The organism is Pseudomonas sp. AC355 (assembly GCF_979258205.1).
This window is the reverse complement of record NZ_OZ409843.1, coordinates 4531419-4553414: the sequence shown is the minus strand read 5'-3', so window position 1 is coordinate 4553414 and position 21996 is coordinate 4531419. Positions and strand designations below refer to the sequence as shown.

The following is a 21996-nucleotide window of genomic DNA, read 5'->3' as shown; positions in this document are numbered from 1 at the left end:
CGGGTGCATTGAGCCGCCTCCGTTACGGCAAGGGTTTACAAGATATCCCTTGAGGCTCTATTACGGCTGTTCCATAGGAACGTTCGAGCGTTAAGCTGTCGACCATGACCCACACGCCTTACATCTCCGCTCCCACTGCTGACGCTGCCACACTCAAGGTGGCGGGGGACTGGACGCTTGCCCATTACGGCGCGCTGGTGGTTCAGGTAGACGCTATCAGGCGCAACCTGGCGAATGATCTGCATGCAGACCTCAGCGAACTGGACGCCCTGGATACCGCCGGCGCCAGCTTGCTGGTGAAGTTGCTCGGCGCCGAACGTCTGATCCTGTTACTGCCCAAAGCAGCACTCAGCGACGAACGCCGCGCCTTGCTACACACCGTTGCCACAGCGATGCAACAGGATCAGCAAGCTCCTGAGCATCCCACCCACTCGACCTACCGTGAATTCTTCGGCCATATCGGCGAAGTGGTGGAAGGTGTTTGGCACAAGGCCGTCGGGTTGCTGGGGTTCGTTGGCCTAACGCTCAGCACCATGCTGCTGATTTTGCTCAACCCGCGCCGCTGGCGCCTGACATCCCTGGCTTCGCACCTGGAACAGATCGGCCTCAATGCGGTGCCCATCGTCGCCCTGCTGACCTTTCTGGTGGGCGCCGTCGTGGCGTTCCTCGGCGCGACCATCCTGACCGACTTCGGCGCGACCATCTACACGGTCGACCTCGTGGCATTCTCGTTCCTGCGCGAATTCGGTGTGCTGCTCACTGCCATTCTCATGGCCGGTCGCACGGCCAGCGCCTTCACCGCACAGATCGGCTCGATGAAGGCCAACGAGGAAATCGACGCGATCCGCACCCTGGGTCTCAATCCCATGGAACTGCTGGTGTTGCCGCGGGTGTTCGCCATGCTCATCGCCCTGCCGCTGCTGACTTTTATTGCCATGCTGTGCGGAATGGTCGGCGGCGCCATGGTGTGCATGCTGACGCTGGATATCTCGCTGACGATGTTCATCAACGTGCTGCAGGAAAATATCCCGATCAATCACTTTCTGGTGGGCATGCTCAAGGCGCCGATCTTCGCCTTTCTGATCGCCGTGATCGGCTGCCTGGAAGGTTTCAAGGTCACTGGCAGCGCGCAGTCCGTGGGTGAGCGCACCACGTCCAGCGTGGTGCAATCGATCTTCGTGGTGATCGTGGTGGACGCCCTGGCCGCGCTGTTCCTGATGGAGATGGGTTGGTGAGTGACGACGCGATCATTCAGGTACACGACCTGACCAATCAGTTCGGCCCACAGGTGGTGCATCAGCACCTGAACCTGGATCTGTACCGCGGCGAAGTGCTCGGTGTGGTCGGCGGCTCGGGCACTGGCAAGTCGGTACTGCTGCGCACCATCGTCGGCCTGCGCCAGCCCAACGCCGGTACGGTGCGGGTATTCGGCGAAGATCTGCTGACGCTATCGGCGCAACGTCGTTCCGAACTGGAACGTCGTTTCGGTGTGCTCTACCAGCGAGGCGCCCTGTTCTCCTCACTCACCGTGCTGGAAAACATCGCTCTGCCGCTGATCGAACATGCCGGGCTCAGCCGCGCTCATGCCGAGCGCCTGGCCGAATCCAAGGTCGCGCTGGTCGGCCTGCCCAGCCATGCTGGCGACAAGTACCCAACCGAACTGTCTGGCGGCATGATCAAGCGCGCCGCACTGGCCCGCGCCCTGGCGCTGGAGCCGGACATCCTGTTTCTCGACGAGCCGACTGCAGGCCTCGATCCGATTGGCGCCGCAGCTTTCGATCAATTGATCCGCACCCTGCGCGATGCCCTGGGCCTCAGTGTTTTCCTGGTCACCCACGATCTGGATACGCTTTACACCTTGTGTGACCGAGTTGCAGTGCTGTCGCAGAAGCGCGTACTGGTGGCCGATACGCTTGACGTGGTGGCCGCTACAGACGACCCATGGATTCACGACTATTTTCACGGGCCGCGCGGACGCGCTGCCGAGCAGGCCGCTGTGCCTAGGAGCTTTTAATGGAACCGCGCGCCCATCACGTACTGATCGGGATGTTCACGGTGGCGATAGTCAGCGCCATCCTGCTATTCGCCCTGTGGCTGGGTAAATCCAGCGCCGACAAGCAGTTCAACTATTACGAAGTGATTTTCGCGGAAGCGGTCAGCGGTTTGTCTCAGGGTAGCGCCGTGCAGTACAGCGGCATCCGCGTCGGTGACGTCACCAGCCTGACGCTCGACCCGCAGGATCCGCGCAAGGTGCACGCGAATATCCGCATCACCAGCGCCACCCCCATCAAGGAAGACACCCGCGCCCGCCTGACCATCACCAACATCACCGGTGGTGCGGTGATCCAGCTGCACGGCGGCTCGCCCGAGAGCCCGCCTTTGAAAGCCAGCAATGGTGGTACGCCGGTGATCATCGCCGACCGCTCGCCACTGTCACGGTTGATGGCCAACGGCGAAGACCTGATGGTGAGCGTCACTCGCCTGCTGGATCGCGCTAACGCCATGTTTTCCCGTGAGAACACCCAAAATATCGCCAAGACCCTGCGTAACCTCGAGCAGATCACCGCCAGCGTATCCGAGCAACGCGACGAACTGCGTGAAGCGCTGACCCAGATGAGCACCGCCGGGCGCGAAGCGGCTGCCCTGATGAAAAACGCCAACCAGCTGTTTACCGGCCCGGCCCAGAACACCCTGGACAGTGCCGAGCGCTTGGTGACCTCGCTGGAGCGTACCAGCACCAACATCGAACAACTGCTGCAGGACAACCGCGCCGCCCTCGACGGCGGTATGCAGGGTATCGGCGAGCTTGGCCCGGCCATCAACGAACTGCGTGACACCCTCGGCTCGCTGCGCTCGTTCTCGCGGCGACTGGAAGAAGACCCCGCCGGCTACCTGCTGCGCAGCGATAGCATCAAGGAGTTCCAACCATGAAAGCATTCGCCACCGTTGGTGCCCTGCTGCTGACCGGCCTGCTCAGCGCCTGCTCGATTCTTCCCTCGGGCGAAGCGCTGAACGTTTACCTGCTGCCCAGTAACCTGCCGGTACGCGCCTCGGATGCGCTGCAGCAGGACTGGTCACTGCGGATCAACCGCCCGCAAAGCAGTCAGTTGCTCGACAGCCCACGCATTGCCGTATTGCCCGAGGGCAATCTGATCAGCGCTTATCAAGGCGCACGCTGGAGCGACCGTGCCCCCGCCCTGTTTCGTGATCGGCTGATCGGCGCCTTTCTCGATGATGGCCGCGTCGGCGCCGTCAGCAGCGACGAAGGCCGCCTGCAGGCCGACCTCGAACTGAGCAGTGATTTGCGTGCGTTTCAGACCGAATACCGCAATGGCCGGCCGGAGGTGCACATTCTGCTCGACGCCCGACTGGTGCAGGGCGGCAACCAGCGCATCCTCGCTAGCCGTCGCTTCGAAGTGCGCCAGATCGCAGGCGATGTCGCCGTGGACTCGGTCGTGAAGACGTTCGGTACCGCCAACGACCAGCTCTCGCGCCAGTTGATCGACTGGGTAATTGAGCAAGGCCAGCGCAACGCACCGAATACCAGCAAGCCTTGAGCAGTGCACGGCATTGCATGCCAAACCTAAACCGTAGGGTGGGTTAGGTGCCTGTTACACAACCTGAGGACATAGATTTTCCGCAGCACCGTCACCCACCATGGGTGCAGCACCGGCTATCGCCTGGCGGGTTACGCGTCGCGCCATGAATATCGTAGGGCGGATTAGCGAAGCGTAATCCGTCGTTTACCGCCAATGAATGCAAATGTCGTAGATCGCTCCCGGATTACGCCTTCGGCTAATCCAGGCTAGGGTTCTACGTGACGTCACAACAAAACGGCCGGTGTGATCGCTCACACCGGCCGTTTGTTTTGCCGCTACCGCAGGCGTCAGGCGAAGACGATTTCCTCGCCTTCGACCTTGCCGATCACGGTGCTACCCGGATTGAACTTGCCCGCCAGAATCATCTGCGCCAGCGGGTTTTCGATCCAGCGCTGGATTGCACGCTTCAAAGGCCGGGCGCCATATACCGGGTCATACCCTACGGCAACCAGCTTATCCATGGCCTCATCGGACAGTTCCAGGCTCAGCTCACGCTCGGCCAGACGCTCCAGCAGACGGCTGAGCTGAATACGCGCGATACCGGCGATCTGCTCACGGGCCAGCGGCTCGAACACCACCACTTCGTCGATGCGGTTAACGAACTCCGGACGGAAGTGGTTACCCACTGCATCCATCACCGCTGCGCGCTGCGCCTCACGGTCGCCGACCAGTTCCTGAATCTGCGCCGACCCCAGGTTGGAGGTCATCACGATCACCGTGTTCTTGAAATCCACGGTGCGGCCATGGCTGTCGGTCAGGCGGCCATCTTCGAGCACCTGCAGCAATACGTTGAAGACATCCGGGTGAGCCTTCTCGACCTCATCGAGCAGCACCACCGAATAGGGCTTGCGGCGCACCGCCTCGGTCAGGTAACCGCCCTCCTCGTAGCCGACATAACCTGGCGGCGCACCGATCAGACGAGCCACGGAATGCTTCTCCATGAACTCGGACATGTCGATGCGCACCAGCGCCTCCTCGGTATCGAAAAGGAACTCGGCCAGCGCCTTGCACAGCTCGGTCTTGCCGACGCCGGTCGGGCCGAGGAACAGAAACGAGCCGCTTGGGCGATTCGGGTCGGATAGACCAGCGCGTGAACGACGCACCGCATTGGCCACGGCAACCACCGCCTCATCCTGACCGATAACGCGCTGGTGCAGCAGCCCCTCCATTTTCAGCAGCTTGTCGCGCTCACCTTCGAGCATCTTCGACACCGGGATGCCTGTCCACTTGGAGACGACCTCGGCAATCTCCTCCTCGGTCACCTTGCTGCGCAGCAACTGGTTTTCAGTCTTGCCGTGCTGGTCGACCATTTGCAGGCTGCGCTCCAGATCGGGAATTACCCCATACTGCAGCTCGGCCATGCGGTTCAAATCGCCTTTGCGGCGCGCCGCTTCAAGTTCGGTACGCGACTGTTCGATCTTCTGCTGGATCTGCGCCGAGCCCTGAACTTCGGCCTTTTCCGACTTCCAGATCTCATCGAGGTCGGAATACTCCTTCTCCAGCTTGGCGATATCGTCCTGCAGCTTGGCAAAGCGCTTCTTGGCCGCCTCGTCTTCTTCCTTCTTGAGCGCCTGAGCCTCCACCTTGAGCTGGATCAGGCGACGATCCAGGCGGTCGAGCACTTCCGGCTTGGAGTCGATTTCCATGCGGATGCGGCTGGCCGCTTCGTCGATCAGGTCGATGGCCTTGTCCGGCAACTGACGATCGGTGATGTAACGGTGGCTGAGCTTGGCCGCAGCGATGATCGCGCCGTCGGTGATCGCCACCTTGTGGTGTACCTCATAGCGTTCCTTGAGGCCGCGCAGGATGGCGATGGTGTCTTCCTCGCTCGGCTCATCGACCAGCACTTTCTGGAAGCGACGCTCCAGCGCGGCATCCTTTTCGATGAACTGGCGGTACTCGTTCAGGGTAGTGGCACCCACGCAATGCAGCTCGCCACGCGCCAGCGACGGTTTAAGCATGTTGCCGGCGTCCATGGCGCCCTCGGCCTTGCCGGCGCCGACCATGGTGTGCAGCTCGTCGATAAACAGGATGACGCGGCCTTCCTGCTTGGACAGCTCATTGAGCACGGCCTTGAGGCGTTCCTCGAACTCACCGCGGAACTTGGCGCCGGCAATCAACGAGCCCATGTCCAATGACAAAAGCCGCTTATCTTTAAGCCCGTCCGGTACTTCACCGTTAACGATGCGCTGCGCCAGACCTTCGGCAATGGCCGTCTTGCCCACACCAGGTTCACCGATCAGCACTGGGTTGTTCTTGGTACGCCGCTGCAGTACCTGGATGGTGCGGCGAATTTCATCGTCACGGCCAATCACCGGATCGAGCTTGCCCTCTTCGGCACGTTTGGTCAGGTCGACGGTGTACTTGTCCAGCGCCTGGCGGGACTCTTCGATATTCGGGTCGTTCACGGCATCGCCGCCACGCAGGTTGTTGACTGCGTTCTCCAGAGCTTTGCGGCTAACACCCTGGCCGAGCAACAGCTTGCCCAGCTTGGTGTTGTCGTCCATGGCGGCGAGCAGCACCAGTTCGCTGGAGATGAACTGGTCACCTTTCTGCTGCGACAGGCGGTCGGCCTGATTGAGCAGACGTGCCAGATCCTGGGACAGGCTCACATCGCCGGTGGGGTTCTGGATCTTGGCCAGGTGATCGAGCTCTTTGCTCAAGGCTTCGCGCAGGCTGTTCACATCGAAGCCCACCTGCATCAGCAGCGGGCGGATGGTGCCACCCTGCTGGTCGAGCAGCGCCTGCATCAGGTGCAGCGGCTCGATGGCGGAATGGTCATGGCCGACAGCCAGCGACTGGGCATCGGAGAGGGCAAGTTGTAACTTGCTGGTCAAACGGTCGATTCGCATAGCGTCATCCTTCCTTTATAAGGCAGGCCAGCGCGGTGCATGCGCTTAAGCCAATAACCTGCCGAGATGGAGAATAGATGAGGCCGATTGTGCGCGTTTCAAGCAGGGTGATTTTGATAAAGGTCAGATGAGTGCTGAATGGTCGAGCAGAACAGCCCTGGGTATCGCTGCGCTCAACACCAGGCTACTCGTACTTTTGTAGCCTGTGGTTGAGCGCAGCGATACCCGGGAGGCCTGCCTTAGCGATCTGCCAACCAGATCAGCGAGGCGAAGCGGCCGGTCTGGGCGGCGCGACGGTAGGAATAGAAGCGTGAGTCATTGACGGTGCAGAATCCCCCGCCATACACCGCGCTAATACCGCGTGCAGCCAGACGGATACGCGCTAGCTGGTAGATATCCGCCATGAAGCGCCCGGCATTCTCGCTCGGCACAAAGGCACTGGCCGCCTGGGCATGCAGGCTGACGAAAGCCTCGCGCACTTCGCCACCGACCTCGAATGCCTGCGGGCCAATGGCTGGGCCCAGCCAGACCAGAGTTTCCTCAGGCTCGACGGCAAGCGCATCGAGCGTGGCCTCCAATACGCCACCTGCCAACCCACGCCACCCGGCATGAGCGGCTGCCACACGGGTGCCTGCGCGGTCGCAAAACAATGCAGGCAGGCAGTCGGCGGTCATCACCGTACAGGCGACGCCCGTCGTAGCCGTCCAACTGGCATCGGCTTCCTCGACGCTCTCCGGGTCAGCCTGAGCGACAGCGATGCCGTGCACCTGCTGCAACCAGGCCGGGCGGCAACCCAGCTGGCTCAGGAGCCGCTGACGATTCTTGACCACAGCCTGCGGATCATCCTCGACATGCGCGGCGAGGTTGAAGCTGTCGTAGGGCGCCGCACTCACGCCACCCGCCCGAGTGGTCACGCAGGTGCGTACCCACTCGGGAGCGGGCCAATGCGGCGTGAGCCAGTCATGGGCCTTGTCACTCATCCAATAAACGCCTCGCGATCCTGGCGCAGCAGCGTCAGCAACCAGACGAAATCATCGGGCAAAGGCGATTGCCACTTCATCCGTTCACCGGTAAGCGGATGATCCAGCTCGAGGAAACGGGCGTGCAGGGCCTGACGCGGAAACTCTTTGAGGCTCTGCACCATGGTCTGACTGGCCGCAGGCGGGATGCGGAAGCGCCCGCCATACACCGGATCGCCGACCAATGGGTAGCCGATATGGCTCATGTGCACGCGAATCTGGTGGGTGCGCCCGGTTTCCAGCTTGACCCGGCTGTGGGTATGCGAACGGAAACGTTCGAGCACGCGGTAATGGCTGACCGCCGGCTTGCCGCCATCGGAAACGGCCATGCGCTGGCGCTGCGAGGAGCTACGACCGATAGGCGCGTTGATCTTGCCGCCTGCAGTGATCACGCCGATCACGATGCATTCGTAAATGCGGCTGACCGTACGCTTCTGCAACTGATCGACCAGGCGAGTCTGCGCCTCGATGGTCTTGGCCACCACCATCAGACCGGTGGTGTCCTTGTCCAGGCGATGCACGATGCCCGCCCGCGGCACGTTGACGATGTCCGGTACGTGGTGCAGCAGCGCATTGAGCAAGGTGCCATCGGCATGACCGGCAGCCGGGTGCACGACCAGCCCTGCGGGCTTGTCGATCACCAGAATGTGTTCGTCCTCGTAGACGATATTGAGCGCAATGTCCTGGGCGACCCATTCACCCTGGGCCTCCTGCTCGGCAGAAAGGGCCAGCACGGAGCCCCCGTGAACGATGTCACGGGGGCGTAGCACCTGACCATCGACGGTTAGGTTGCCTTCCTTGATCCAGCCGGACAGGCGCGAGCGCGAGTGCTCGGCGAACAGCTGGGCGGCGACTTGGTCGAGGCGTTGACCGCCCAGATCGTAGGGCACCTCGGCGGATAACTGAATAGCCTGCTTATTAATAGATGACATGCTCGGCAACGGAGGGGGCATAGCCTTTGGTTTCAGCTACACGCTTGTGGTTAAATACGGCGTCTTTGCCCCAGGGGTACCGGGGGCGCTCATCATAACAGGACGGCCCTGCCCAAGACAGCCGCCGTCCCAGGGACGCAAGCCGCCATGCAAGTGAAACACCTGCTGCTGATCGCCATCCTCGCACTCACCGCCGCCTGTTCGTCCAAGGAAGTCCTGGATGAAAACCTCAGCGAGGCAGAACTCTATCAGCAGGCTCAGCAAGATTTGGATAACGGCAGCTACACCAGCGCCGTCACCAAGCTCAAGGCCCTGGAGTCCCGCTACCCGTTCGGGCGCTATGCCGAGCAGTCGCAGCTCGAGCTGATCTACGCGAACTACAAGAACGCCGAGCCGGAAGCCGCGCGCGCCTCCGCTGAGCGTTTCATCCGTCTGCACCCGCAGCATCCGAATGTCGACTATGCCTACTACCTCAAGGGCCTGGCCTCGTTCGACCAGGATCGCGGCATTGTGGCGCGCTTCCTCCCGCTGGACATGACCAAGCGTGACCCAGGTGCCGCCCGCGACTCCTACAACGAGTTCGCCCAGCTCACCAGCCGCTACCCGAATAGCCGCTACGCGCCGGATGCCAAGCAGCGCATGATCTACCTGCGCAACCTGCTGGCTGCCTACGAAATTCACGTGGCCCACTACTATCTGAGCCGTGAAGCCTACGTCGCCGCCGCCAACCGTGGCCGCTACGTGGTGGAGAATTTTCAGGAAACCCCTTCCGTCGGCGATGGCCTGGCAGTCATGGTCGAGGCTTATCAGCGCCTGACCCTGGACGACCTGGCCGCTACCAGCCTGGAAACGCTCAAGCTCAACTATCCGGATCATTCGAGCCTGGTCGACGGTCAATTCGTGCCACGCGAAGAAGATGCCGACAACCGTTCCTGGCTGGCCAAGGCCACGCTGGGCCTGATCGAAAGCGACGTACCGCCGCCGCCGAGCCAAACCCAGGCGAGCCAGGACGTGATTCGTCAGTACGAAGAAGCTGCGGATCAGATTCCGTCTGAACTCAAGCCAGAAAATCAGGGCGAGCAAAACGAAGAGCCACAAGGCAGCAAGCGCTCCTGGTTCAGCTACATGACGTTCGGCCTGTTCGACTAAATAAGCGCCATATGCAGCAAGATGCCAGTCAACAGACTGGCATCTTGCATTTCGGCAGCGCAAAAACGCTGACCAAGCAACTGTCCGCCCTTCCCTTCCTTAGCTAAACTGGCGCCTTCCTCTACATAAAGAGAGCGTCATGGGCCTTTTCCGCCTGCTGTTCTGGATTGCCATCATTTTTGCCGCTATCTGGGTGTGGCGCCGCTACGTCAGTGGTGGACGTCGGCGCCAGACGCCTCCGCCCACAGAAACCACGGCACCCATGGTGCGCTGCGCCCACTGCGGCGTGCACACGCCGCAGCAACACGCGATACAACTGGCACAGCGCTGGTACTGCAGCCAGGCTCACCTCGAACAAGGCCCGAAGCCCGGTGCCCACTAGAGCTCTTGCGCTAAGCGGCCTTCAGGGCCGGCGTATTTTCAGGCTGTATCACTTTTATCGGCTGTTGATCGGCGTTTTGCTGGTTCTGCTTGTCTCCGCAGACCTGGATGCAGAACTGCTCGAGCTCGCGCACGTGCCGCTATTCCGGGGCGCTAGCTGGCTGTATCTAATCCTAAACATTTTTGTCGCGCTGATCGCTCATAACCCACGCAGCCTGGTTCAAGTGTTTGGCGTAGCCCTGGCCGACGTGATCCTGCTGTCCGCCCTGTTCTATGCAGGCGGCGGAACACCAAGTGGTATTGGCAACCTGCTGATCGTTGCGGTGGCGATCGCCAATATCCTCTTGCGTGGCCGAATCGGCATATTGATCGCGGCAAGCGCGGCAATAGGCCTGATCTACCTGACCTTCTATCTCAGCCTCGGCCACCCGCAGGCCAGCAGTCAGTACGTACAAGCTGGCGCACTGGGTGCTCTGTGCTTCACTGCAGCGCTGTTCGTACAAGGTGTGACCCGGCGCCTGCAAGTCAGTGAGAACCTCGCCGAGCAACGTGCCGCGGATGTAGCCGATCTCGAAGCCCTGAACAACCTGATCCTGCAGCGCATGCGTACCGGCATTCTGGTGGTGGACGAACAGCATCGCGTATTGCTGGCCAACCAGGCCGCCCTGGATCTGCTTGGACAAGAACACCTGTCCGGCAAGATTCTCGACCCGCACTGCACCGAGCTGGTCAAACGCCTGCAGTACTGGCTGGAAAACACCAGCCTACGCCCGGCCAGCTTGCAGGCGCGCGCCGACGGCCCGACTCTGCAACCCAGTTTCATCGCCCTGCAACGAGGCGGGCAGCGCCATACGCTGATCCTGCTCGACGATATTTCACAGATCGCCCAGCAAGCCCAACAGCTCAAACTGGTCGCCCTGGGCCGGTTGACCGCCGGTATCGCTCACGAAATTCGCAACCCGTTGGGCGCCATCAGCCACGCCGCACAACTGCTGCAGGAATCCGAAGACCTGCATGGGCCGGATCTGCGTCTGGCACAGATCATCCAGGATCACTCCCGGCGCATGAACCTGATCATCGAGAACGTCCTGCAGCTGTCCCGGCGGCGTCAGGCAGAGCCACAACTGCTGGATCTCAAATACTGGCTGCATCGCTTCGCCGCGGAGTTTCGCAGCACGGCGCCGGCCTCGAAAGTCCTCCACCTGGCCATCGAAGGCAGTAGCATCCAGACCCGCATGGATCCCAACCAGTTGACTCAGGTAATCACCAATCTGGTACAAAACGGCCTGCGTTACAGCGCCCAGCACAATCCCAAGGGCCAGGTATGGCTGAAACTGTTCCGCGATCAGCGCAGTGATCTGCCCGTGCTCGAGGTGCTCGATGACGGCCCGGGCGTGCCGCCAGACCAACTGCATCACATCTTCGAGCCTTTCTACACCACGGAAAACAAAGGCACCGGCCTAGGCCTGTATATTTCCCGCGAGCTTTGCGAAAGCAATCAGGCTCACCTTCACTACCAATCACGCGAAGGCAGCGGTGCATGTTTCCGCATTACCTTCGCGCATCCGCGAAAGATGAGCTGAACCGATGAACCGCCAGAGAGCCCTGATCGTCGACGACGAACCCGATATCCGCGAGTTGCTGGAGATCACCCTCGGGCGCATGAAGCTTGATACGCGTAGCGCCCGTAACGTCAAGGAGGCGCGCGAATGGCTGGCCAAGGAACCCTTCGATCTGTGCCTGACTGACATGCGCCTGCCGGACGGTACTGGCCTGGATATCGTGCTACACATCCAGCAGCGTTATCCGCAAACACCTGTGGCCATGATCACCGCCTTCGGCAGCCTGGATACCGCGATCAACGCCCTCAAGGCTGGCGCTTTTGACTTTCTCACCAAGCCTGTCGATCTCGGCCGCCTGCGCGAACTGGTGACCACTGCCCTGCGCCTGCGTGAAGGTGACGATGACGACGCACAACCCGGCGCCAGCAGGCTGCTCGGCGAATCCCCTCCCATGCGCACCCTGCGGGCACAGATCCAGAAACTGGCACGCAGCCAGGCACCGGTGTATATCAGCGGCGAGTCCGGCAGCGGCAAGGAGCTGGTAGCCCGCTTGATTCACGAACAAGGGCCACGCCGCGAACGCGCCTTCGTACCGGTCAACTGTGGCGCCATCCCTTCAGAGCTCATGGAAAGCGAGTTCTTCGGTCACAAGAAAGGCAGCTTCACTGGCGCCATCGAAGACAAGCAGGGCCTCTTTCAGGCTGCTAACGGCGGCAGCCTGTTCCTCGACGAAGTGGCCGACCTTCCACTGACCATGCAGGTCAAGCTGCTGCGCGCGATCCAGGAGAAAGCCATCCGCAGCGTCGGTGGCCAGCAGGAGGTCGTGGTCGATACCCGCATCCTCTGCGCCACCCACAAGGATCTGGCCGCCGAAGTGGCGGCCGGGCGCTTCCGTCAGGATCTGTACTACCGCCTCAACGTCATCGAACTGCGCGTGCCGCCACTGCGCGAACGTCGCGAGGACATTCCGCTGCTGGCCGATGTGATGCTCAAACGCCTGAACGAAGGCATTGGCCTGCCCCCCGTGAAGCTCGATGGCCCAGCCCTCGACAAGCTGAAGAGCTACCGCTTTCCCGGTAACGTGCGCGAACTGGAAAACATGCTGGAGCGCGCCTACACACTGTGTGAGGGCGACGTAATCTGCGCCAACGACCTGCGCCTGGCCGACGCCGCACCGGCAGGCGAAAACGGCGATGCCAGCCTGGCGCAGATCGACAACATCGAAGACTACCTGGAAGACGTCGAGCGCAAACTGATCATGCAGGCCCTCGAGGAAACACGCTGGAACCGCACGGCCGCCGCCCAGCGCCTGGGCCTGAGTTTCCGCTCGATGCGCTATCGACTGAAGAAGCTGGGGATCGACTAGCTAACGACCGTAGCCTGCGATTGAGCGCAGCGATACCCAGGACGATCGTGCCTGACGGCGCTACGCCAACCGCCCGGACGGTGCATAAGGAGCAGGATCGATGATCGGCTTCCGCCCCAGCATCAGATCCACCAGTAACTGGCAGGACGCCGGCGCCAACACCAACCCATTGCGGTAATGTCCGCAGTTCAGCCAAAGCCCTTCATGGCCCGGCACCTCGCCGATGAAGGGAATACCCTCGGGCGATCCAGGCCGCAACCCCGCCCAGTGCCCCACCACCTCGGCCTCCTTCAGCGCCGGCAATAACTCCTCGGCGGACGCGCGCAGGCTGGCCAGCGCGCCCTCGGTAGGCGTTTTGTCGAAGCCAACGTGTTCCAAGGTACTGCCAATCAGAATATGGCCATCGCGACGCGGAATGGCATAGCGCCCGCGGGCCAGCACCATGCTTGGCAGAAAATCCTCAGCGCATTTGAACAGAATTATCTGCCCCTTGACCGGCTCTACCGGCAGCGTGAGACCGAGGCTCTGCAGCACCTCGCCACTCCAGGCGCCAGCCGCGACCACCACCTGATCGGCCAACAAATCGCCAGCGCCTGTGCACACGCCGAGAATCCGCGCGCCTTCGTGCACGAACCCTTCAACCCGGCTGTGTTCATGCAGCGTAACTGCAGGCATATCGAGCAGCGCAGCCCGCAGCGCTTTTACCAGGCGCGGATTGCGTACGTTGGCCACACCAGACATATAAATCGAGCGCTGAAAGCCTGCGCCCAAGGATGGTACCGCAGCGTAGGCTACATCGACGGGCACCTCATGAAGCGGGCGTCGTTCGCGCTGAGCCCAGGCCAATGCTTCAGCCTGATCGTCCAAATCCAGCCAGTAAAGGCCGGTGACGTGCACCTCGGGATCCAGTCCGGTTCGCACCAGCAACTGCTGACCGAGTCCCGGGTAATAATCCTGAGACCAATGGGCCAGCGCCGTCACCGCCTGACTGTAGCGCCAGGGGTAAAGCGGCGACACGATCCCGCCCCCCGCCCAGGAGGCCTCGCCACCAACAGGGCCGCGATCGAGCAGCGTGACCCGCTTGCCCTCCGTCGCCAACTGATACGCCGACAACAGCCCGATGACCCCACCGCCGATAACGATCACATCCGAACGCACAACTCACCCCATCGCGTGAATGGCAAACCTTGACAGCGACACCTCAGGGTCTAAACAGAAAAGGCAGGCCAGGAAGGCCGCCAATCATACGCGCAAAGGGAATTGGGCCATGAATAGAGATCAACAGAAGGCGTTTAGCTTTGTGGAGCTGCTTACTGTCATCACCTTAGTAGCAGTCGTGCTTAGTTTTGGCTTGCCAACATTTCAAAGCCTAATACAGGCGAATCGGAGCCAATCCGTCCACGACCAACTCAAGGCAAGCCTGCATCTGGCGAGAACACACAGCATAAGTCACGGCAAGCGCGTTGAGGTGTGCGGCTCAAGCCAGGGCACTACTTGTGATCATATGTGGCAAAAAGGCTGGATGATTCGGGAGCTGAGCAGTTCCAAGCCGATCCAGATAATAAGCCTGACTCAACAAGAACAGCTGACCTGGAAAGGCTTTTCCAGACCGATACGCTTTCAGCCGACCGGGCATTCAGGCACTAGCAATGGCACGTTTACCTTCTGCAGCCATGACGCTAAACCTAAATGGCAAATCGTATTGAATCGCCAGGGTAGAGCGCGCACAGCCAAGGGAAACCAAGCCAATGCCGGTGCATGCGAGAGGGCTGACCGGCCATCCTGACCGAAACTCCGTTCGTCTCTCCTCACACGTAATCTCCTGATCGTTCGGGCATATATGCACGCGCAAAGGAGCATTCTCAATGTACAGAAACCAAAATGCAGGGTTTACGCTGATCGAATTGATGGTGGTCATTAGCGTACTCGCCATCTTCGTCAGTTTTGCCCTACCTGCCTTCAACAACATGATCGAAAACAATCGTGTCAGTAGCACTGCAAACGAATTTCAAGCACTGCTGATGTCTGCCCGCAGCGATGCGGTGACGCGTCGGACGCCCGTCACCATTAGCCAGAACGACAGCGTCTGGAGCACCGAGGATCGCCAGCTCAGCATTCCTGGCAGCGTGGAGGTGACCCCCAACAAAACCACCATCACGTTCAACCCAGACGGCACCGCTACAGAGTCTTCGACCATCTTCGCAAATGAAGACGAAAGCACCTCGTACACCATTGAGACCAAACTGGTTGGGCTCATAAAGAAAACACAGGATTGAGTATGAGTCCGATGATTTCATCCCGCGGTTTCAGCATGATCGAGGTGCTGGTCACCATGGTTCTGATCTGTATCGGCGTACTTGGCATGGTCGCGTTGCAAGGCCGCACCATCTCCTATACGCAAGACTCGGTTCAGCGTAATACCGCTGCAATGCTGGCAGATGATGTAGTTGAGTTGATGCGCGCCGACCTCGGCAAGGTGCTAACCGACGGCTTACCCAACGGAGACTCTGACTACCTCAAGGCTGCCGGCAGCGATTTCCCTGATGTTCCAGACGATTGCAGCTCCCTCGCAACACTAAATGCCAGTCAACGCCTCGGTTGCTGGGCAGATAGCGCCAAAGCCCTGCCAGGTGCAGCCGCCCTCATGAACGAGGAGTTTCATATTTGCAGGGCCGCCTCGTCATCCGGCCCAGACGATAGCAGTGGCTGTAGCTCAAGTGGCTCGACCATAGAAGTTCGCGTGGCCTGGAGCGTCAAGAGCGGTGAGTGCTTGGATGGACAAGGAAACGACTTCTGCACTTACACCATTCGCGTGGAGCTCTAGAACCTAATGAACTCACTCTATAAACAACGAGGCCTCTCGCTGATCGAGTTGATGGTGGCGCTGCTGCTTAGCTCATTCTTGATTCTGGGTGTGACGCAGATTTACATCGATAACAAGCGCAATTACCTGTTCCAGCAAGGCCAGGGAGAGAACCAGGAGAATGGCCGGTTCGCGCTGATGTTCCTGGAAAAAGAGCTCGCCCGGGCAGGCTATCGACGTGACCCAAGAAGTGACCTTGGTGGTGCATTCCCAGCGAACAACCAGCTTGATTGCGGCTTTGAAGAAGGCCAGACCGTTGCACGAGTCGATGACAGCACCATATGCACGCGTTATCAGCCTCGAGACAAAGATGAAACGGATTGCGTGGGCAATCATCCATTCGCCAGCCACACCAGCCTCGATGACCCCTACGCCGAAACATTCAGCACTGCCGAGAATGTCATCCAGAAAATCACATTCAGCGACAGTGCTTTGAAATGCCAGACGGTCTCCTCTAACAGCGCTGCGGAGCTGATCGAGGGATTGCAGGCAATATATTTTGATTACGGCGTGAACGATTCACTTGATGACCGCGCGGTTGAGAAATACACCAGCAGCCCCGCCTCGGGCGAATATGTTCGCAGCCTGCGCTATTCCCTCTTACTGATGGCCACACCAAAGAACCTGACCGGGGGGGCCACCAACCGGCTTTGTGAAAATACTGATAATCCGGAAAACGTAGGCGACTGGCAAAAACTCACCGGCCAGCAATTCGACTGCGCGGATGGAAAGCTTTACCAGATGGTCAGCGGTAGCGCGACCCTGAGGAACCTGATGCCATGACTTATTCATTTCCACGCCAACAATCTGGGGCCGTACTGTTCATTGCGCTGATCATGCTGCTGGTCATTACCGTATTAGGTATAGGCAGTATGCGCGAGGTCACACTCGAGGGTCGTATTACGGGTAATTTGATTGAGCAAAAGCGGCTACTGAACGCCGCAGAATCGGCACTGCGAGAGGGCGAAAGACGCATCAGTGCAAGTGCAAACGTCGACCAATGCTCTGGCAATACCACGACCGCGCCTTGCTACATCAGCAATGCCACAGACCTGGACTATTCGTTTGACAGAGCACTGGCCTACAGCGGCTTGGATGGTGACACCACACTGGAACGAGAGGCTCGCTGGTACGTTCGCCTGATCGGCGGCCCCTATACCGTGGGCGGTACTGGAGCAAGTGCCAACGGTGCTAGCAACGCCCTCGCCTCGCCAGAAACCGCACAGGCAGGCACTACCTTCTATTACGAAATCAATTCGCAGTCCTACCAGGACGGCAATGAAAACGATACCTGTACGTCCGGCACATTGTGCCTGACCTCAACCCTCACCCTGCTTGTCGAATAAGCGCCAGGAGAGCACCATGCTACAACGAATCCCCTCCTTCGCCCTCGGCATTGCCTTGGGTCTCTCGGTTGGCGTACCAACTGCCTCGGCAGCGCAAACGTCCGTTCTCTCTCAAACTCCTTTGTTCGTCAGCGAATCCACCCCGCCGATGAACATGCTGGTGGTCGCCAAGGATCACAAGCTTTACTCGCCGGCTTACAACGATGCTTCGGATCTCGATGAAGACGGCGTTCTGGATATTTATTACAAGCCGAGCATTGACTATACCGGCTACTTCAACTCACACATGTGCTACAGCTACGCCAGTGATGTGTTTACACCCGTTGCAGCCACAGAAAATAAAAAATGCTCTGGCCAAGCAGCTAGCGCTCGCTGGAGCGGCGACTACCTCAATTATCTGACCATGTCGCGGATTGACGTATTACGTAAAGTTTTATACGGCGGTTATCGCTATAGCGATACCACTACCGAGACGGTGCTTGAGCGCGTATTCATCCCCAATGACGCACACACTTGGGGCAAGGAGTATCTGAGTGAGGCCCGCGACGGCTATAAACTCACGGACTACACTCCGATCGCCATACCGACCAACGGCAAATATGTTTTGTTTGCAAACACCTCACGACCGGCCAGCGGTACAGCGAGTATAAAAAGCTATAGTAATGGAGCACTACCTAAACTGCGGGTCATTACCAGCACCGCGCAAGGCACCAGTAACTTTCGAATTTGGGGCTGGGTATCTCGGGAAGTAGACCAGGGAACCAACACGCTTACAAATACTAGCAGAACCGACACTCCTCTCACACCGACCGACTATACCGTGCGGGTGAAAACCTGTGTGACTGGGCTAAGAGAGGCGAATTGCACGCAGTATGGCAGCAGCTACAAGCCTACTGGACTGCTCCATGAATATGGCGCGTCAGACAAGATGTACTTTGGTTTACTGACAGGAAGCTATACAGACAACTTGCGCGGCGGGGTTGTTCGCAAGGAGCCTATCACCAGCTTCACCGACGAGTTCAGATCTCAGGATGGACGCTTCCTTACCAGCAATGCATCCAACAACAACGCCAACCGCACTTATGTCAACACCAACGGCATCGTTGCCAACCTTGATAGACTGCGCTACACAAATGAATGCACCAACTCATACAATACTGCATTCAGCAATGGCGACTGCAATGACTGGGGAAACCCACTAGGCGAGATGACCTATGAGACCCTGCGCTATTACGCAGGTAAAGTTGCAAACACAAACTACCTGTCGTCCCCAACCAGACAAACAGTTACCGACAGCACCCTGGGCCTGACGCGAGTTGCCACCTGGAGCAACCCTTACGCCAGTGACAATATAAAAACGTGTACCGTGCCATTTATGACACTGGTCAGCGACGTTAACCCCAGTTACGACTCCGACCTGCCGGGCAGCAGCTTAGGTACGGATGCAAAGCCGGCTAGTAGCGATATCGGCTTCAATTACGCTACAGCAGGTGACGATCTTTGGGCTAGAGAGATAAGAAAAGACGCTCTCATCAATATTGGGCAGTCTGGCTCTACTAACGACCAAGCACCGACAGCAAAGACTGCGACCAGTTTCGCCACCATTCGAGGTCTTCCAGAAGAGCCAACGCGCCAAGGCAGCTATGGAACAGCGGCAGTAACTTATTTCGGTAGCCAGACCCCCATTACTTCATCCGGAAGCCACCCAGTACAGAGCTTTTCCGTTGCATTATCGTCCACAATGCCCAACATCCAGATTCCAGTTGGCAACAACACGGTTACGTTCAAGCCATACGGCATGGTGACGGGAACTTCTGGCATCATCATGCAGCTCACCGGCTTCTACATGGATACGATGGCCAACACAACGACGGGCAATACCAACATCACCGTTAATGGTGGCCGCCCTTATTACAAGTTTCGTGTTGTATATGACGATGCGGGTCAGAAAGCTGACTACGACATGGACTCTATTGTCCTGTATACCGTACAAAGAACCGCTGACAATAAAGTTTCCATCACGACCGAAACTGACTACGCCAGGTCTGGCTCGGAATCCCACATGGGTTATACCATTGCAGGCACAACCAAAGACGGCATCTACCTTGAAGTCTCGGGTGGTGCCGGCGGAACGGGAGGTGGCCAGAACTCGGCTTCGAGTAGATTCAAGTTTGATACGCCTCCAGGTAGAGACCCGGGCTACTGCATGACCAATACCGCCAATTGTGCCCAGCTACCAGGACGCTCTGGCAATAACGTTGCATTGACTTCAGGTACGTCAACTACACGCCTGTTCGACGTTTCGGGCACGACGAACGTGACTACGCTGCAGAATCCCATGTGGTATGCAGCCAAATATGGCAAAAGCGACCTTACCACTTGGGACACCAATGGTGATGGCGTGCCAGACAACTACTTCCTTGTAAGCAACCCTGCAAAATTACAGGCACAATTGAAATCGGCCTTTGATGACGCATTGCAATTGAACAGCAGTGTTACTGCCCCTAGCGTGACATCGGAAGCGGCACGTGATGTGAATGCAGCAGACATAACATATAGCTACACCACCAGCTTCGACGTAAATGGTTGGGCTGGCGACCTCAGAAAGATCAACACATCGACTTCCGAGTTAGTTTGGCAGGCATCAACCACTCTAACGGCTACAGATCGGAAAGTTTTTTTTGCAGGTGCAAACGGCTCGATAGCCTCGTTTACCTGGAGCAATTTGACTGAAGCCCAACGGGCGTCGCTGAACCGTACCGCTGCAGGTGCCACAGACAGCCTGGGCGAGCGGCGAGTCAGCTTCTTGCGAGGCAACAGCGATTCGTCGCTCCGCCGCCGCAGCTCATTGCTGGGCGACATCATCAACTCGTCCCCACTGCTGGTAACCGGCGCCGACTACGACATAGCGCGGGCTAATAACCTGGAAGGCAGCACCAATTATGCGGACTTCAAGAGTGCGCAGGACGAGCAACCGGATGTGATCTACGTGGGCGCCAACGATGGCATGCTGCACGCTTTCAACACCGCGAACGGAGCCGAGCTTTTCGCATTCATTCCTACAGCGGTCATTCCCAACCTCCCGGCTCTGACGGCGAGCGATTATGGTGAAGAAGGCGGGACAGAGCACCAATACTATGTAGACGGCAGCCAAGTTGCCCGCGATGTTTACTTCGATGGTAGCTGGCGCAAAGTATTGCTTGGTAGCCTGGGTGCTGGCGGAAAGGGCATCTTTGCCCTAGACATTACCGACCCAACTGAGCCATCGCTACTGTGGGAATTCAACGAAACCGATGACGCAGACATGGGGTACAGCATTCCCAAGCCAAACATTGCACGCCTGCACAATGGCAAGTGGGTGGCGCTGGTGCCGAATGGCTATGAGAGTGGCAATAACCTGAAAGCAGTGCTGTTCGTGCTGGACATCGAGACTGGAGAAATACTGAGCAAGCTCGAAGCCACGCCTACGCTGGATGACGGTGAGAGTGCTGATGGCCTGGGTAACGGTCTTTCTCGAGTTACCGACTCGGACTTCAACGGCGATGGTATCGCTGACTATGCCTATGCGGGCGACCTGCTTGGCAACCTGTGGCGCTTCGACTTGCTCAATACCAGCGCTGATAATCCTCTCACCGACGATGCCTCGAAAGACGATTTCGCAGTCTCATTTGGGGGTGACCCACTGTATGTCGCTCGCAATGCCGACGGAGAGCGCCAACCCATTACTGCCGCACCGACACTGATCAAGCATCCGAGCAATATCGGCTACCTGGCTATTGTCGGCACGGGTCGCTATGTAACCACCACCGACAAGAACTCGGAGGCCCAGCAGAGCCTTTATGGAATATGGGATCGCAAGACAGCTGGCGAAGCGGTCAACGCCTCACTGAGTGGCAATAAAGAACGCTCAGACCTCACAGAGCAGGAGCTCGGGGAGAGCACGTTCAACGGCGCCACAACCTTCACGCTGAGCAGCAACAATGTCCAGTGGTACGGCAGCGATACAACAGGCACTGCAGACTCGGATGTAGACCAATGGGGCTGGTACATGGACTTTATCCAGGACGGTGAGCGACTGGTCTATAACATGAACCTGTACGGTAATACGCTGATCCTCAGCACCATCAAGCCTGATGCCAACGCCTGTGGCGCTGGAGTCACCGGTACGGTGTATGGCTTAAACCCTCGCACAGGTGGCTCGACACGCTATGCCACATTCGACCTGGATGGTGACGGTGTGTACGACGGAGGGTTTTCAGGCTTCGTGACCACTGGAGGCGACTTCAGCTTGCATAGCGGGAAGGTCTATGTGAACAAGGATGGCGGGACAGAGGACAAACGCGTATATCCTGGCGTGTCCGAAGGTCGGCAAACTTGGCGTCAACTCACCGTAGAAGAGGAATGATCGTGCCAAATAATATTCGCCGCTATCAGGTGGGATTCACCCTGATAGAACTCATGGTGGTGGTTGCTATCATCGGCATCCTGGCTGCGGTGGCCTACCCAAGTTATGACGCTTATGTGAAGCGAGGCTACCGAGCAGAGGGCCAGGCATTCCTTAATGATGTCGCTGCGCGGCAGGAGCGTTATTTCACTCAGACCAACAAGTACGTCACGTCAGATGATGACGTGGGCAAATTGAGTTTGAGGGATGACGGCTCATCGGAAACGGGAAAATATAGCCTTTCACTGAGTAAGGTCGATAACGACGGGGGCTATACCCTGACGGCAGAGCAGCAGTTCAATGACTCCAAATGCGGTGATTTGACACTCGACGCCAAGGGTGTGCGAGGTGTCGGCGCCGAGGGTGCCACCACCACTGACTGCTGGCGTTAAAACAGAACGCCCCGACCATTGAGGTCGGGGCGTTTTTTTGTGGATGCCATTAATTCGATTATAGAGTTTATAAAACTCATCCTCTTCGCCG

Annotated in this window: 19 protein-coding genes; 15 read left to right on the top strand and 4 right to left on the bottom strand. The window is 58.7% G+C overall.

All coding sequences use genetic code 11. From position 1 onward, the window contains the following. Positions 1-104: 104 nt before the first annotated feature. From ACZ0AI_RS21200 to ACZ0AI_RS21185, 4 genes are read left to right on the top strand one after another with little or no spacing between them, the layout of a single operon-like run. Entirely contained in the window at positions 105-1235 is a 1131-nt protein-coding gene (locus ACZ0AI_RS21200) for an MlaE family ABC transporter permease (protein WP_463563561.1), read from the top strand. After that, positions 1232-2014, top strand: coding sequence for an ABC transporter ATP-binding protein (locus ACZ0AI_RS21195; RefSeq protein ID WP_463563560.1), 783 nt, complete (start codon positions 1232-1234; stop codon positions 2012-2014). The genes ACZ0AI_RS21200 and ACZ0AI_RS21195 overlap by 4 nt, the downstream gene beginning before the upstream one ends. After that, positions 2014-2931 (top strand): MlaD family protein, encoded by a 918-nt coding sequence (locus tag ACZ0AI_RS21190; protein WP_463563559.1) that lies wholly within the window; start codon positions 2014-2016, stop codon positions 2929-2931. The genes ACZ0AI_RS21195 and ACZ0AI_RS21190 overlap by 1 nt, the downstream gene beginning before the upstream one ends. Next, on the top strand, positions 2928-3557 hold the full coding sequence (locus ACZ0AI_RS21185) for an ABC-type transport auxiliary lipoprotein family protein (protein ID WP_463563558.1): 630 nt from the start codon (positions 2928-2930) through the stop codon (positions 3555-3557). The genes ACZ0AI_RS21190 and ACZ0AI_RS21185 overlap by 4 nt, the downstream gene beginning before the upstream one ends. Before the next feature lie 329 nt (positions 3558-3886). Here ACZ0AI_RS21185 and clpB read toward each other — a convergent pair whose 3' ends face one another. The 3 genes from clpB to rluD all read right to left on the bottom strand — a co-directional run bounded on the left by clpB (position 3887) and on the right by rluD (position 8402). After that, entirely contained in the window at positions 3887-6451 is a 2565-nt protein-coding gene (gene clpB / locus ACZ0AI_RS21180) for an ATP-dependent chaperone ClpB (protein WP_463563557.1), read from the bottom strand. Between the two features lie 239 nt (positions 6452-6690). Beyond that, on the bottom strand, positions 6691-7431 hold the full coding sequence (gene pgeF / locus ACZ0AI_RS21175; protein ID WP_463563556.1) for a peptidoglycan editing factor PgeF: 741 nt from the start codon (positions 7429-7431) through the stop codon (positions 6691-6693). After that, a complete protein-coding gene (gene rluD, locus ACZ0AI_RS21170; RefSeq protein ID WP_463563555.1) occupies positions 7428-8402 on the bottom strand; it encodes a 23S rRNA pseudouridine(1911/1915/1917) synthase RluD in 975 nt (324 codons plus the stop codon). Before rluD ends, pgeF begins: the two co-directional genes overlap by 4 nt. 147 nt (positions 8403-8549) lie before the next feature. Between rluD and ACZ0AI_RS21165 the strand changes: the two genes are divergently transcribed. From ACZ0AI_RS21165 to ACZ0AI_RS21150, 4 genes are all read left to right on the top strand, one after another. After that, the gene (locus ACZ0AI_RS21165) at positions 8550-9551 is read left to right on the top strand and encodes an outer membrane protein assembly factor BamD (protein WP_463563554.1); all 1002 of its coding nucleotides are present in this window, start codon (positions 8550-8552) and stop codon (positions 9549-9551) included. Positions 9552-9690: 139 nt separating this feature from the next. Continuing rightward, positions 9691-9933 carry a PP0621 family protein gene (locus ACZ0AI_RS21160; RefSeq protein WP_463563553.1) on the top strand — a complete coding sequence of 81 codons (243 nt, stop codon included), beginning with the start codon at positions 9691-9693 and terminating at the stop codon, positions 9931-9933. Next, positions 9923-11515, top strand: coding sequence for a two-component system sensor histidine kinase NtrB (locus ACZ0AI_RS21155; RefSeq protein ID WP_463563552.1), 1593 nt, complete (start codon positions 9923-9925; stop codon positions 11513-11515). The genes ACZ0AI_RS21160 and ACZ0AI_RS21155 overlap by 11 nt, the downstream gene beginning before the upstream one ends. A 4-nt stretch (positions 11516-11519) precedes the next feature. Beyond that, positions 11520-12860, top strand: coding sequence for a sigma-54-dependent transcriptional regulator (locus ACZ0AI_RS21150; protein WP_463563551.1), 1341 nt, complete (start codon positions 11520-11522; stop codon positions 12858-12860). A gap of 60 nt (positions 12861-12920) precedes the next feature. On the opposite strand, the gene thiO is transcribed toward ACZ0AI_RS21150, so the two are convergent. Further along, positions 12921-14018: a glycine oxidase ThiO gene (thiO, locus tag ACZ0AI_RS21145; RefSeq protein ID WP_463563550.1), complete on the bottom strand. Its 1098-nt coding sequence runs from the start codon at positions 14016-14018 to the stop codon at positions 12921-12923. Positions 14019-14127: 109 nt separating this feature from the next. Here thiO and ACZ0AI_RS21140 point away from each other — a divergent pair, with 109 nt between their 5' ends. From ACZ0AI_RS21140 to ACZ0AI_RS21110, 7 genes are all read left to right on the top strand, one after another. Beyond that, entirely contained in the window at positions 14128-14646 is a 519-nt protein-coding gene (locus ACZ0AI_RS21140; protein ID WP_463563549.1) for a GspH/FimT family pseudopilin, read from the top strand. 79 nt (positions 14647-14725) lie between these two features. Continuing rightward, the gene (locus tag ACZ0AI_RS21135) at positions 14726-15136 is read left to right on the top strand and encodes a GspH/FimT family pseudopilin (protein WP_463563548.1); all 411 of its coding nucleotides are present in this window, start codon (positions 14726-14728) and stop codon (positions 15134-15136) included. 2 nt (positions 15137-15138) lie between these two features. Continuing rightward, positions 15139-15684, top strand: coding sequence for a type IV pilus modification protein PilV (gene pilV / locus ACZ0AI_RS21130; protein ID WP_463563547.1), 546 nt, complete (start codon positions 15139-15141; stop codon positions 15682-15684). Positions 15685-15690: 6 nt separating this feature from the next. Further along, positions 15691-16506 carry a prepilin-type N-terminal cleavage/methylation domain-containing protein gene (locus ACZ0AI_RS21125; RefSeq protein WP_463563546.1) on the top strand — a complete coding sequence of 272 codons (816 nt, stop codon included), beginning with the start codon at positions 15691-15693 and terminating at the stop codon, positions 16504-16506. Further along, positions 16503-17069: a pilus assembly PilX family protein gene (locus tag ACZ0AI_RS21120; protein ID WP_463563545.1), complete on the top strand. Its 567-nt coding sequence runs from the start codon at positions 16503-16505 to the stop codon at positions 17067-17069. Before ACZ0AI_RS21125 ends, ACZ0AI_RS21120 begins: the two co-directional genes overlap by 4 nt. Before the next feature lie 16 nt (positions 17070-17085). Further along, positions 17086-21474, top strand: a complete 4389-nt coding sequence (locus tag ACZ0AI_RS21115) for a pilus assembly protein (RefSeq protein WP_463563544.1) — start codon at positions 17086-17088, stop codon at positions 21472-21474. Then, positions 21471-21905: a type IV pilin protein gene (locus tag ACZ0AI_RS21110; RefSeq protein WP_463563543.1), complete on the top strand. Its 435-nt coding sequence runs from the start codon at positions 21471-21473 to the stop codon at positions 21903-21905. The genes ACZ0AI_RS21115 and ACZ0AI_RS21110 overlap by 4 nt, the downstream gene beginning before the upstream one ends. Positions 21906-21996: the final 91 nt, after the last annotated feature.